Origin of the sequence: Pseudomonas cerasi, assembly GCF_900074915.1 — a bacterium.
Classification (GTDB): Bacteria; Pseudomonadota; Gammaproteobacteria; order Pseudomonadales; family Pseudomonadaceae; genus Aquipseudomonas; species Aquipseudomonas cerasi.
In genome coordinates this window covers 5,171,883-5,185,542 of record NZ_LT222319.1, presented here as the reverse complement: position 1 = coordinate 5,185,542, position 13,660 = coordinate 5,171,883, and the positions used below count along the sequence as shown (strand labels likewise).

General features: G+C 57.1%; 9 protein-coding genes and 2 tRNA genes. 9 read left to right on the top strand and 2 right to left on the bottom strand.

Going from position 1 to position 13,660, the window contains the following annotated elements; all coding sequences use genetic code 11:
• Positions 1–212 precede the first annotated feature (212 nt).
• Positions 213–3,047, top strand: coding sequence for a hypothetical protein (locus PCPL58_RS25565; protein ID WP_065351106.1), 2,835 nt, complete (start codon positions 213–215; stop codon positions 3,045–3,047).
• A gap of 83 nt (positions 3,048–3,130) precedes the next feature.
• Here PCPL58_RS25565 and PCPL58_RS25560 read toward each other — a convergent pair.
• Positions 3,131–3,217: transfer RNA gene (locus PCPL58_RS25560), tRNA-Leu, on the bottom strand.
• Between the two features lie 160 nt (positions 3,218–3,377).
• Positions 3,378–3,464, bottom strand: a tRNA-Leu gene (locus tag PCPL58_RS25555).
• Positions 3,465–3,689: 225 nt separating this feature from the next.
• On the opposite strand from PCPL58_RS25555, the gene rnr reads away from it, so the two are divergent.
• The 8 genes from rnr to PCPL58_RS25515 all read left to right on the top strand — a co-directional run bounded on the left by rnr (position 3,690) and on the right by PCPL58_RS25515 (position 13,317).
• Positions 3,690–6,323: a ribonuclease R gene (gene rnr / locus PCPL58_RS25550; RefSeq protein ID WP_065350746.1), complete on the top strand. Its 2,634-nt coding sequence runs from the start codon at positions 3,690–3,692 to the stop codon at positions 6,321–6,323.
• Positions 6,320–7,081: a 23S rRNA (guanosine(2251)-2'-O)-methyltransferase RlmB gene (rlmB, locus tag PCPL58_RS25545; RefSeq protein WP_003317206.1), complete on the top strand. Its 762-nt coding sequence runs from the start codon at positions 6,320–6,322 to the stop codon at positions 7,079–7,081. The genes rnr and rlmB overlap by 4 nt, the downstream gene beginning before the upstream one ends.
• Positions 7,082–7,295: 214 nt before the next feature.
• A complete protein-coding gene (gene rpsF, locus PCPL58_RS25540) occupies positions 7,296–7,721 on the top strand; it encodes a 30S ribosomal protein S6 (protein WP_002551828.1) in 426 nt (141 codons plus the stop codon).
• A 28-nt stretch (positions 7,722–7,749) separates the two neighbouring features.
• Positions 7,750–7,980, top strand: a complete 231-nt coding sequence (gene rpsR, locus PCPL58_RS25535; protein WP_002551829.1) for a 30S ribosomal protein S18 — start codon at positions 7,750–7,752, stop codon at positions 7,978–7,980.
• Positions 7,981–8,019: 39 nt separating this feature from the next.
• Entirely contained in the window at positions 8,020–8,916 is an 897-nt protein-coding gene (locus PCPL58_RS25530) for a YybS family protein (RefSeq protein ID WP_065350745.1), read from the top strand.
• A 19-nt stretch (positions 8,917–8,935) separates the two neighbouring features.
• On the top strand, positions 8,936–9,382 hold the full coding sequence (gene rplI / locus PCPL58_RS25525; protein WP_003317208.1) for a 50S ribosomal protein L9: 447 nt from the start codon (positions 8,936–8,938) through the stop codon (positions 9,380–9,382).
• Positions 9,383–9,505: 123 nt separating this feature from the next.
• Positions 9,506–10,900, top strand: coding sequence for a replicative DNA helicase (dnaB, locus tag PCPL58_RS25520; protein WP_003366338.1), 1,395 nt, complete (start codon positions 9,506–9,508; stop codon positions 10,898–10,900).
• A gap of 107 nt (positions 10,901–11,007) precedes the next feature.
• Positions 11,008–13,317, top strand: coding sequence for a YgiQ family radical SAM protein (locus PCPL58_RS25515; RefSeq protein WP_065350744.1), 2,310 nt, complete (start codon positions 11,008–11,010; stop codon positions 13,315–13,317).
• The last annotated feature ends 343 nt before the right edge of the window (positions 13,318–13,660 follow it).

Genomic DNA, 13,660 nt, shown 5'->3' with positions numbered 1-13,660 from the left:
AGCGCTAACTTTCAAGGACGCGAGGTTGGCTGTGTCTGGATAATCGCAGGAAGTTTTTTGAAATGCCTACCTGTCAGTTCTGATAGTAACCCTATGGGCAATGACCCCCTACAGTGAGCAAGAGCTCATGATCGCGAATGAGCACTTTGTACTGTGCTTACCTCAGAGCGCACAGCCAGATATTTAACTTTATTTCTATGGATGGAATGAATATGACTGCCTTATTGGAAAGTCCCCTTGCCCCGGTAGGTGTTGGGGGCGTCTGGAGAACTGATGCGGTTACAGGAGTAAAATATGTTCAGTTAGGCTACCCCGACAAGCCGTCATCGCCCCCCTCGCCGTCGGATATGTCCTACCTTGCAGGGCGGGGGCTCGGAGTCAGGCTGCCGTCGATATGGAACAACTATTACTTGAGTTTTGCTCCTGGCGAGCACGTTCAGATTAATTTCAAGGGTAAGTCTCAGAGTGGAACGCTGATTAGTTGGAGTACGACTTACATAGCGCTATCTGTCGTGGGGGGTGATGTACGCACCGTGACGATTCCGTCTGATATTGTGAAAGCGCTCGCCGGTCAAACGGCGACTGTTCAGTATGTCGTCAGGCCCGCAAGTTCCAACAAGACTGGCAAGGTTCGCACATCGCAATCTCTTGAGTTTCAGATTCGAGGTCTTTATCTGCCGGCGCCCGAACTGTTGGAGGCCGTCAACGACTCTATCGACCCGGATCACATCAGTGCCAAGGCTACAGTCAACTTTGTCACTGTCAGTCTCGATTACCCAGGTATTCAGCTTGGGGACACCGTAAAACTGGTCAGGGAGGGCGTGAACGCCAAGCAGAATGCAATTAACTTTACTGACAAAGACCGCCCCATCAGTGCAAGTAATCTACAGCGGCGTCCAATGAAAATTACCTGGACAGATGCTGATATCAAGCCGCTGGTCAATGGCATCATGAGTATCTACTACAAGGTGTATAGAGAGGGCGACTGGTATACCTCGCCCAGGCGCAATATCTATGTAGGACCCAGCCTTGCGGGTTTGCCGCCATTTATCAACGAAGTTTCTGATAATCGTCTCGATCCGGACAAAATTGCTGACTCTATCAATGTTCATATTCCTTCCGCTGGAACCTTGGTAAAAGACAAGATCACGCTATTCTGGAGTGACTCGTCAAAACAGAAGACGTTTACCGATGAGGGGCTTGTTACCCAGCAGAATGTCGATGGCGACATGTCATTTGATGTGTATCTGGATAATCCCATTGAATTCAACCGGGGCAAGGTTGTGACGGTTTTTTACCTGCTTGAGCGCGTTCTGCCAGATGGCCGGAAAGTCAGCTTTCGTTCTGCTGACTATCAGTTTTTCGTCGGCAGTCAGAAGGATCAGGAGGCTGCAGATTCCAGGGTTTTGGCCGGCGCTGTGGTGGACGGTGTCAAAGATGGCAAGATGGATGCTGCTCTTGCGAGCGTTGGAACAAAACTCACCGTACCTTACGCCGAGACTCAGGTGGGAGACAGTGTTACGGCTTATTGGCAGCCGGTCGAGGGTGGTGATCCGGTCGCACTGGGTGTTCAGGCTGTTGATGCGGCCAACGTGAATATCGACCTGGTATTCAATGTTCCCGCGGCCTCCGTCAGTACAGCGCTCAACAAAAAGGCCATTGTCTATTACGTTATTGAGCGAAAAGGGCTTGGCGGCAAGACTCAGAAGTTCAGGTCTCAGGAAGAACTGTTTTCGGTAGGCACTCAGGTGGCTGGTCTATTGCTTACTGCTCCTGAGGTTCCGGCGTCTGTTGACTGGGTTCTTGATCCGATGGCCGTGCAAAATGGCACAACAGTGGTTGTTCAGCCTTACCCCGCCATTGCTGTCGGCGACAAGGTTCGGCTCTTCTGGATTGGTACTGACGGCCCCGGGACGCCAGCTATAGCCGAACAAACTGTCGGCAGTGTGAGCAAGGCATTAGAGTTCGTTATTCCAGCCTCGGCAATTGGTTCCAATACCGGGGCAGAGGTCTGGGTCTATTATCAGGTCACGCGCAACGGGCTGATCAATCCGATAGATTCTGACGACACCATCATTGAGGTCGATACACTTGGTGGGGATAACCTGTCTCTGCCAGTGGTCGGCCAGGCACTCACAGATCTGCTGGATCTGGCCTCGGTAAAAACCGACATCGTGGTGACGCTCAAGAAGTGGCCATTCATGGCAGCCGGTCAACGGGTGTGGTTGCGCCTGGAGGGTACTGCCCAGGATGGTAGTGCGGTGGAGATCAACGTCTGGACAGCCAGAATATTGACCGATGCCGATGCCGATGCAAAGCAGGACTTGGCTATTACTATCACTCGGGCCCAGTTCGATAATTTGGCAGCGGGCAGTCAGTTGCAGGTATTTGCAAAGGTTACGTTCGATGGTGACTTCAGTGACACCTACGCTGAAGACTTTCCTACGCTGAGTTTGACAATCAAACCGCAAGGCAGCTTGCTGAGTGTCAAGTTTTCAGATGTTTCTTTGAGCGCTGCGTATCCGAAGCCAGGCAGCACTGCTGCAGTGCCGCCCGATTCAAGTCAGTTAATGGTTGTTAGTGGCGGTAAAGGTCCCTATACGTTCGTGTCTGGAGATTCGTCTATCGTCGAGGTCGATGCTAAAGGCCTGCTGATGGCCAGGAAGAACGGATCTGTATATGTTCAGGTGCGAGATTCCCTAGGCCAGGTTGTATACGTAACGGTCACTGTCCAAGGTATTTCCACGTTGGAGTACCTGAATTTCGATACTTACACGGAGTGCAAGAAAATTGCCGACAGCAGAGGTCTTGTCATTCCGGATCTGGCTACTTGGCGCAAGCTCCGTGCCGAGGGTGGCGGAAAGTTGAGTATCGACCTCACGGCAGCGCCTGCGGGGCAGCAGTGGGACAGACGGCTCTGGGCAAGTGATAATGGTAGTCTTCCGTTTACCAGAAAGAGCTATTTCCCGGATGATGACAAGGATAAGGATCTGAGAGACATCGTGATAGGTGGCGATGCAGCCTATGGCTTTGGTTTGAAGATATAAGCTGGATGCGGTCTGCTGAGTTGAAGTAAATGACTTTGCAATTCCCAAAAAAAAACCGAGCCATTGGCTCGGTTTTTTTGAATTGGTGCCCAGAAGAAGACTCGAACTTCCACGACCTTGCGGTCACCAGCACCTGAAGCTGGCGTGTCTACCAATTTCACCATCTGGGCAGCATCAGCAGCGTCTCCGCCGTTGATGGGGCGCACTATACGGCGATCATTTTGCTTTGTAAACCCCTGTTTTGATTTAATAATCAAAACCTTAAAATGCAAAAACTCGCTTTCGCGGGTTTTTGTGAGGCTTGAGGCTGTTGTAGTCTGTTGCCTGAATTGGTGCCCAGAAGAAGACTCGAACTTCCACGACCTTGCGGTCACCAGCACCTGAAGCTGGCGTGTCTACCAATTTCACCATCTGGGCAGTATCGGAAGGCATCAACCTGCCGATGGCGCGCACTATACGGAGCGCTTTTTAGGCTGTAAACCCCGGCGATGAAAAAAAGTCGAAAAAATTCGCGGGCGGTGTGTTTCGGGTGTTGCAGCGTGGTCAGGGAGGCTTTTTGTCGAGTGGTTTGAGCGTGAAATTTCCCGTTTCATGAGGTCTATGCCAAACTAACCCCTATATATACAAGGTGAAAACTATCTAATGGCCGATTGGCAGTCCCTCGATCCCGAGGCCGCTCGTGAAGCGGAAAAATACGAAAACCCTATTCCCAGCCGTGAGCTAATCTTGCAGCACCTTGCCGAGCGCGGTTCGCCGGCCAGTCGCGAGCAACTGGTCGAAGAATTCGGCCTGACCACCGAAGATCAATTCGAGGCCCTGCGCCGCCGCCTTCGGGCGATGGAGCGTGACGCCCAGTTGATCTACACCCGTCGCGGCGCTTATGCACCGGTAGACAAGCTTGACCTGATCCTGGGTCGCATCTCCGGCCATCGCGACGGCTTCGGCTTTCTGGTGCCGGACGACGGCTCCGACGACCTGTTCATGAGCCCAGCGCAAATGCGCTTGGTGTTCGACGGTGACCGGGCACTGGCCCGTGTTTCCGGTCTTGACCGTCGCGGCCGCCGCGAAGGTGTGATCGTCGAAGTGATCTCGCGTGCTCACGAAAGCATCGTGGGTCGCTATTTCGAAGAAAGCGGCATCGGCTTCGTGGTGCCCGACAACCCGAAAATCCAGCAGGAAGTGCTGGTGACGCCGGGTCGTAACAACGGCGCCAAGATCGGTCAGTTCGTCGAGGTGAAAATCACCCATTGGCCGACGCCGCGCTTCCAGCCGCAAGGCGACGTGATCGAAGTGGTGGGCAACTACATGGCGCCCGGTATGGAGATCGATGTCGCGCTGCGTACCTACGATATCCCGCATGTTTGGCCCGAAGCAGTGCTCAAAGAGGCTGCCAAGCTCAAGCCGGAAGTCGAAGAGAAGGACAAGGAACACCGCGTCGATCTGCGCCATCTGCCGTTCGTGACCATCGACGGCGAAGACGCTCGTGACTTCGACGATGCGGTCTATTGCGAAGCCAAGCCGGGCAAGCTGCGTCTGTTCTCCGGTGGCTGGAAGCTCTACGTGGCGATTGCCGACGTATCGAGCTACGTGAAGATCGGCTCGGCGCTGGATGCAGAGTCCCAGGTGCGCGGCAACTCGGTGTATTTCCCCGAGCGCGTCGTGCCCATGCTGCCTGAGCAATTGTCCAACGGCCTCTGCTCGCTGAACCCGCATGTCGATCGTCTGGCCATGGTCTGCGAGATGACCATCTCCAAGACCGGCGAGATGACTGACTACGTGTTCTACGAAGGCATCATCCACTCCCACGCTCGCCTGACCTACAACAAGGTCAGCACGATTCTGGAACAGCCGAAAACCGCTGAAGCCAAAAGCCTGCGTGGTGAATACGGCGATGTGGTGCCGCACCTCAAACAGCTTTATGCGATGTACAAGGTATTGCTGGGCGCGCGTCATGTGCGCGGTGCGATCGATTTCGAAACTCAGGAAACCCGGATCATCTTCGGTTCCGAGCGCAAGATTGCCGAAATCCGTCCGACCACTCGCAATGATGCCCACAAGCTGATCGAGGAATGCATGCTGGCCGCCAACGTGGCCACCGCGCAGTTCCTGAAGAAGCACGAAATTCCTGCGTTGTACCGCGTCCACGATGGTCCGCCGCCGGAGCGCCTGGAAAAACTGCGTGCGTTCCTCGGTGAGCTGGGTCTGACGTTGCATAAAGGCAAGGAAGGTCCGACACCGAAGGATTATCAGGCGCTGCTTGAAACCGTTCGTGATCGTCCTGACTACCACCTGATCCAGACTGTGATGCTGCGTTCGTTGAGCCAGGCGGTCTACAGCTCGGACAACAACGGTCACTTCGGTCTGAATTACGAAGCGTACACGCACTTCACATCGCCGATCCGTCGTTATCCGGACCTGCTGACCCATCGTGCGATTCGCAGTGTCATTCGCTCCAAGCAGGATACGCCGCACGTTCGTCGTGCCGGTGCTGCCACGATCCCGAAGGCGCGCATCTACCCATACGACGACGCGCTGCTCGACCAGTTGGGCGAACAATGCTCGATGAGCGAACGCCGTGCCGACGAGGCTACGCGCGACGTGGTCAACTGGCTCAAGTGCGAATACATGAAGGATCGCGTCGGCGAGTCGTTCCCGGGCGTGATCACCGCTGTAACCGGCTTTGGTCTGTTCGTCGAGCTGACCGACATCTATGTCGAGGGCCTGGTCCACGTGACCGCCTTGCCGGGTGACTACTACCACTTCGATCCGCTGCACCACCGCCTTGCCGGCGAGCGTACCGGGCGTAACTTCCGCTTGGGCGACACCGTTGAAGTGCGTGTCATGCGCGTCGATCTGGACGAGCGGAAGATCGATTTCGAGATATCCGAAGCGGCAGCGGCTGCAAAGCCGACGGCTCGCAAGCGTCGTGGTCATGACACCGCGGCACCTGCTGCCTCGACCACGGCTGAGAAGGATAAGGCGCCTGCCAAGTCCGGACGCCGTAGCGCTTCGACCAAGGAAAGCAGCACCGAAGCGTATCGCCCGAGCGATGCCGCCGCGAAAAACGCAGAAGTGCGTAAAAGCCGCGAGCTGAAAAAAGCGCTTCTGGCAGACGCGAAGGGTGGTAGCAAGGCATCGTCGGGAAAGTCTGACAGGTCGGGTTCTGCGCCTTCATCGGGCAAACCGGCCAGCAAACACCGTAAAGGCTCGTCAAAAACGGGCTCCGCGCCAGCTGCGAAAAGCAGCGGCGCTCGTAAACCCAAGGCCAAGTCATGAGTCAGCTGGAAAAAATCTACGGCGTTCACGCCGTAGAAGCGTTACTTCGTCATCATCCGAAACGCGTCAAGCACATCTGGCTGGCCGAGGGTCGTAACGACCCTCGCGTCCAGACCCTGGTCGCACTGGCGGCCGAAAATCGCGTCACCATCGGGCAGGCCGAGCGCCGCGAAATGGATGCCTGGGTCGAAGGCGTGCATCAGGGTGTTGTTGCCGATGTGAGCCCGAGTCAGGTCTGGGGCGAGGCTATGCTCGACGAGCTGCTGGACCGCAGTGAGGGCTCGCCGCTGCTGTTGGTGCTGGACGGCGTGACCGATCCGCACAACCTTGGCGCCTGCCTGCGTACTGCCGATGCAGCAGGTGCGCTGGCGGTCATCGTGCCCAAGGACAAATCCGCAACCCTGACGCCAGCCGTGCGCAAGGTCGCCTGCGGTGCAGCCGAGGTCATTCCGCTCGTGGCAGTGACCAACCTGGCGCGTACCCTGGAAAAACTGCAGCAGCGCGGATTGTGGGTGGTCGGTACTGCGGGCGAGGCCGAGGTCGAGCTGTATCAGCAGGACCTGACCGGGCCGACCATTATCATCATGGGCGCGGAAGGCAAGGGCATGCGTCGCCTGACCCGTGAGCATTGTGATTATCTGGTGCGCCTGCCGATGGCGGGCAGTGTCAGCAGCCTCAACGTGTCGGTCGCGACCGGCGTGTGTCTGTTCGAAGCGCTGCGCCAGCGCAGTGTCAAGGCTGCCGGCAAAAAAGCCTGATTGCGGCTTCTGGCCAGAGTGAGCAGGTCGCGCCATGCGATCTGCTCATTAATTCACCAATTGCCTTGCGCCTCCCCCGACCCTTCTCTACAATTGCGCCCCTTGCTGTCACGGCAGGCGCGCATGTGCCTGTCCCTGAGCAAGACCAACAGTGTCATTCACTCCTTGTCTGACCGCTATTTGAGCGGCAGGCTACAACCCGTAAGGAGCATTCATGCGTCATTACGAAATTATCTTTTTGGTCCACCCGGATCAAAGCGAGCAAGTCGGCGGCATGGTAGAGCGTTACACCAAGCTGATCGAAGAAGACGGCGGCAAAATCCACCGTCTGGAAGATTGGGGCCGTCGTCAACTGGCTTACGCAATCAACAATGTTCACAAGGCTCACTACGTGATGCTGAACGTTGAGTGCACTGGCAAGGCTCTGGCCGAGCTGGAAGACAACTTCCGTTACAACGATGCTGTGATCCGTAACCTGGTCATCCGTCGCGACGAAGCCGTAACCGGCCAGTCCGAGATGCTCAAGGCTGAAGAGAACCGCAGTGAGCGCCGTGAGCGTCGTGACCGTCCTGAGCACTCCGACAGCGCCGATGGCGATGACGGCGACAACAGCGACGTTAGCGATAACGCTGACGAGTAATCCACGGACCTTTTGAGGAGCCAATTACATGGCACGTTTCTTCCGTCGTCGTAAATTCTGCCGCTTCACCGCTGAAGACGTCAAAGAGATCGATTACAAAGATCTCAACACTCTGAAAGCCTACGTATCCGAGACCGGCAAAATCGTTCCAAGCCGTATCACTGGTACCAAAGCACGTTATCAGCGTCAGCTGGCCACCGCTATCAAGCGTGCCCGCTTCCTGGCCCTGCTGGCCTACACCGACAGCCACGGCCGCTGAGACCAGGTAGTCGACAAAACGTAACAAAGGATAGAAAGCATGCGTGCCCTGGCTGAATTCATCATGCGCGGCCGTATGCAGGCCACTCTCGTAGTGGCTGGATGTGCGGCATTGCCGCTGTTGTTCTGGTTGAGTGCTGCCGCAGGGTGCCTTGTGCTCCTGCGACGCGGGTTCAGTGATGCCGTTGGTGTCCTGTCCTGGGCTCTGCTGCCGGCTTTGGTCTGGTGGTATTTCGGTGAGCCTCGTACAGCCATGGTGCTGGCGGGGTCACTGAGTTTGGCAATGGTTTTGCGTGCCAGCGAGTCCTGGGTCCGTGTGCTGCTGGTCAGCGTGGCGTTGGGTGTGGTGTATGCAGTAATTCTGGGCACGGTTTTTCGCGAACCTCTGGAAGCAATGTCGCAGGAGTTGCAGAAACATCTGCCGACAATGCTGGCCGGGCTCTACGAGCAGTTGAACGTAGAAGAGCGAGCGCGTCTGGGGGCACTGATTGCACCCGTCCTGGATGGCCTGATAGCGGCTGTGCTGCAAATCGTCAGTGTGCTGTGCCTGATTCTTGGGCGGTACTGGCAAGCGATGTTGTACAACCCTGGTGGTTTCGGGCGTGAATTTCGCGCCGTGAAACTCCCGCTGGTGCCGGCGTTGGTGCTGGTGGTGTGCATGCTGGTGGGGCCGAATTTCGGTCCGCAGATAGCGATGCTTACACCGCTGTGCAGCGTACCGCTGGTCTTTGCGGGCCTGGCCCTGATTCACGGACTGGTCGCTGAAAAGCGTCTGTCCAGGTTCTGGCTGGTGGGGATGTACATCACGCTGCTGGTGTTCATGCAGCTGATTTATCCGTTGCTCGTGGTAATTGCCATTGTCGACAGCCTGATTGATTTTCGCGGTCGCCGGAGCTCGAAAGATCCCGGCAATGGTCCTGCGAACGGTGAAGGTTAAAAGTTAAGAGGATTTCCACATGCAACTGATCCTTCTGGAAAAAGTCGCCAACCTGGGCAACCTGGGCGACAAAGTAAACGTTAAGGCCGGCTACGGTCGTAACTACCTGCTGCCTTACGGCAAAGCAACCGCTGCAACCGCTGCCAACGTGGCTGCGTTTGAAGAGCGTCGTGCCGAGCTGGAAAAACTGGCTGCAGACAAGAAAGCATCTGCCGAAACTCGCGCTGCCCAACTGGCTGAGCTGGAAGTGACCATCACTGCCACTGCTGGTGACGAAGGCAAGCTGTTCGGTTCGATCGGCACCCACGACATCGCTGATGCACTGACCGCCTCTGGCGTTGAAGTTGCAAAAAGCGAAGTTCGTCTGCCGAACGGCACTATCCGCAACGTTGGTGAATTCGACGTAGCCGTGCACCTGCACAGCGACGTAGAAGCGACCGTACGCGTTGTCGTAGTGGCTGCTTAAGCAACACGTAATCGTCTGGCGGCATTGACATCAGAGGATTAACATCGGGCACGATCCTGTTCACAGGTCGTGCCCTTTGTCTTTGTGCCATCCCCATTCTGCAAACCCCGAATTGAAGTGGCCATGAACGATATTTCCGCCCCCGAACAATACGATCTGCAAACCGCTGCCCTGAAAGTGCCGCCGCATTCCATCGAGGCCGAACAGGCTGTACTCGGTGGCTTGATGCTGGACAACAACGCCTGGGAGCGGGTGCTCGATCAAGTTTCCGATGGTGATTTCTATCGACATGACCACCGCCTGATATTCCGCGCCATCGCCCGCTTGGCCGACCAGAACAGCCCGATTGACGTGGTCACGCTGGCTGAACAGCTGGACAAGGAAGGGCAGACCTCGCAAGTAGGCGGCCTGGGCTACCTCAGTGAGCTGGCGAAAAACACGCCTTCTGTCGCCAACATCAAGGCTTATGCGCAGATCGTCCGGGCCCGGGCCACGCTGCGGCAATTGATCGGCATCAGTACCGAAATCGCCGACAGTGCGTTCAACCCCGAAGGCCGGACCGCCGAAGAGATTCTTGACGAGGCTGAACGGCAGATCTTCCAGATCGCCGAAGCCCGCCCCAAGACTGGCGGCCCGGTCAGCGTCAATGACCTGCTGACCAAGGCCATCGACCGTATCGATACCCTGTTCAACAGCGACAACGCCATTACCGGTCTGTCGACCGGGTATACCGATCTCGATGAAAAAACCAGCGGATTGCAACCCGCCGACCTGATCATCGTTGCCGGACGTCCGTCGATGGGTAAGACCACCTTCGCCATGAACCTGGTCGAGAACGCGGTGCTGCGCAGTGACAAGGTGGTGCTGGTCTACTCGCTGGAGATGCCAGGCGAATCGCTGATCATGCGTATGTTGTCGTCGCTGGGGCGCATCGACCAGACCAAGGTGCGGGCCGGCCAGCTTGATGACGATGACTGGCCACGCCTGACATCGGCGGTCAATCTGCTCAATGACCGCAAGCTGTTCATCGACGATACGGCTGGTATCAGCCCGTCTGAAATGCGCGCGCGGACGCGGCGGATCGTGCGTGAGCATGGCGACATCGCCATGATCATGATCGACTACCTGCAGTTGATGCAGATCCCTGGTTCCAGCGGTGATAACCGTACCAACGAGATTTCCGAGATCTCGCGCTCGTTGAAAGCGCTTGCCAAGGAATTCAACTGCCCGGTGATTGCCCTGTCGCAGCTCAACCGCTCTCTTGAGCAGCGTCCCAACAAGCGCCCGATCAACTCCGACCTCCGGGAATCCGGAGCGATCGAGCAGGATGCCGACGTCATCATGTTCGTTTACCGGGACGAGGTTTATCACCCGGAAACCGAGCACAAGGGCATTGCCGAGATCATCATCGGCAAGCAGCGTAACGGCCCCATCGGCACCACGCGTCTGGCGTTCATCGGCAAATACACGCGCTTCGAGAACCTGGCGCCGGGTAGTTACAACTTCGACGACGATTGACTTCGGGTGGACTCCATCAAATCCGACCACCGTGGTCGGACTTGATCAAAAAATGTGCTATATTCCGCGCCCGCGATTTTTCCAACGTGCAAACGTAGGTCCTGAACATGCAATCAGCCAAGCCGTTATTTGACTATCCCAAGCACTGGGCCGAATTTTTCGGACCAGCACCTTTCCTGCCCATGAGCCGGGAAGAAATGGATCTGCTTGGCTGGGATTCCTGCGACATCATCATTGTTACCGGTGATGCGTACGTGGATCACCCGTCTTTCGGCATGGCGATCATCGGTCGTCTGCTCGAATCCCAGGGCTTCCGGGTCGGGATCATCGCGCAGCCCAACTGGCAGTCCAAGGACGACTTCATGAAGCTCGGCGAGCCGAATCTGTTTTTCGGTGTCGCTGCCGGCAACATGGACTCGATGATCAACCGCTATACCGCGGACAAGAAGATTCGCTCCGATGACGCCTATACCCCTGGCGGCATGGCTGGCAAGCGTCCGGACCGCGCAAGTCTGGTCTACAGCCAGCGCTGCAAGGAAGCCTACAAGCATGTACCGATCGTGCTGGGCGGCATCGAGGCTTCGCTGCGCCGAATCGCGCACTATGACTATTGGCAGGACAAGGTTCGCAACTCGATCCTGATTGACGCCTGCGCCGACATCCTGCTGTACGGCAATGCCGAACGCGCGATCGTCGAAGTTGCCCAGCGTCTGTCCTACGGCCACAAGATCGAAGACATCACTGACGTTCGCGGTACGGCGTTCATTCGTCGTGACACGCCGCAGGGCTGGTATGAGGTCGACTCCACGCGTATCGACCGTCCAGGCAAGGTCGACAAGATCATCAACCCGTACGTCAACACCCAGGACACGCAGGCCTGCGCCATCGAGCAGGAAAAAGGCAACGTCGAGGACCCCAACGAAGCCAAGGTGGTGCAGATTCTCGCCAGCCCGCGCATGACCCGCGACAAGACGGTCATCCGCCTGCCATCGGTGGAAAAGGTCCGTAACGACGCTGTGCTGTATGCCCACGCCAACCGCGTGTTGCACCTGGAGACCAACCCGGGCAACGCTCGCGCGCTGGTGCAGAAACATGGCGACGTGGACGTCTGGTTCAACCCGCCGCCCATTCCGATGACCACTGAAGAAATGGACTACGTGTTTGGCATGCCTTACGCGCGCGTCCCGCATCCTGCGTACGGCAAGGAAAAGATCCCTGCCTACGACATGATTCGTTTCTCGGTGAACATCATGCGTGGCTGCTTCGGCGGCTGCACCTTCTGCTCGATCACCGAGCACGAAGGGCGGATTATTCAGAACCGCTCCGAAGAGTCGATCATTCGCGAAATCGAAGAAATCCGCGACAAGGTGCCGGGCTTTACCGGGGTCATTTCCGACCTGGGCGGGCCGACCGCGAACATGTATCGCATCGCCTGCAAAAGCCCGGAGATCGAGTCGGCCTGCCGCAAGCCGTCCTGCGTATTCCCGGGTATCTGCCCGAACCTGAATACCGATCACTCGTCGCTGATCCAGCTGTATCGCAGCGCGCGTGCCTTGCCGGGCGTGAAGAAGATCCTGATCGCCTCCGGCCTGCGCTATGACCTCGCGGTCGAGTCGCCGGAGTATGTCAAGGAACTGGTTACTCACCACGTAGGTGGTTACCTGAAGATCGCCCCGGAACACACCGAGGAAGGTCCGCTCAACCAGATGATGAAGCCGGGCATTGGCAGCTATGACAAGTTCAAGCGGATGTTCGAGAAGTACACCAAGGAAGCCGGCAAGGAGCAGTACCTGATTCCTTACTTCATCGCCGCCCACCCGGGCACCACCGATGAAGACATGATGAACCTGGCGCTGTGGCTCAAGGGCAATGGTTTCCGCGCGGACCAGGTGCAGGCGTTCTATCCGTCGCCGATGGCCACGGCCACCGCCATGTACCACTCGGGCAAGAACCCGCTGCGCAAGGTCACCTACAAGAGTGATGCGGTCACCATCGTGAAAAGCGAAGCGCAGCGTCGTTTGCACAAGGCTTTCCTGCGCTATCACGACCCGAAAGGCTGGCCGATGCTGCGTGAGGCACTGGAGCGCATGGGCCGTGCCGACCTGATCGGGCCGGGCAAGGATCAACTGATCCCGTTGCATCAGCCGGCTACTGACAGCTATCAGAGCGCGCGCCGCAAGAACTCGACGCCAGCGGGCAGCCACAAGGTTGCGAAAAATGCCAAGACCACGCTGATCCAGACCCAGCACACCGGCCTGCCGCCACGCGGAAGCGATGGCAGCAAGCCGTGGGACAAGCGTGAAGAGGCCAAGGCTGCCGCTATGGCGCGCAACAAGCAGGCCGCCAAGGAGCGCATGGATGCAGCCAAGGGCAAAGGCACCAAACCGCCCAAGCGCAAGCCAGTAGTGCCACGCTAAGGCGAGGTATCCGCGCAGACGCAGAGCGTCGCACGATAGTTGGTATTATCGTTCCTCGTTCTGTGGGTGTACCTATCATGTGCTCGTGTGCTGATAGTGCCGAAAATGTAGCGTCGGGCAGTGCTGAAAACCCACCTGTAATCCCTTGTGGGAGCGAGCTTGCTCGCGAAAGCGGTGGTTCAGTGATGACGCCTTCGCGAGCAAGCTCGCTCCCACGGGGTGGGAATGCCTTGGGTGAAGCTGCGCGTCTTACACCTGCAACGCGCCGCATGCGTATCCAAACGCCTTCACAATTCTTCACCCCCCACTCAATCCCTCTGCCACACTGTCTGCCTTATTACTG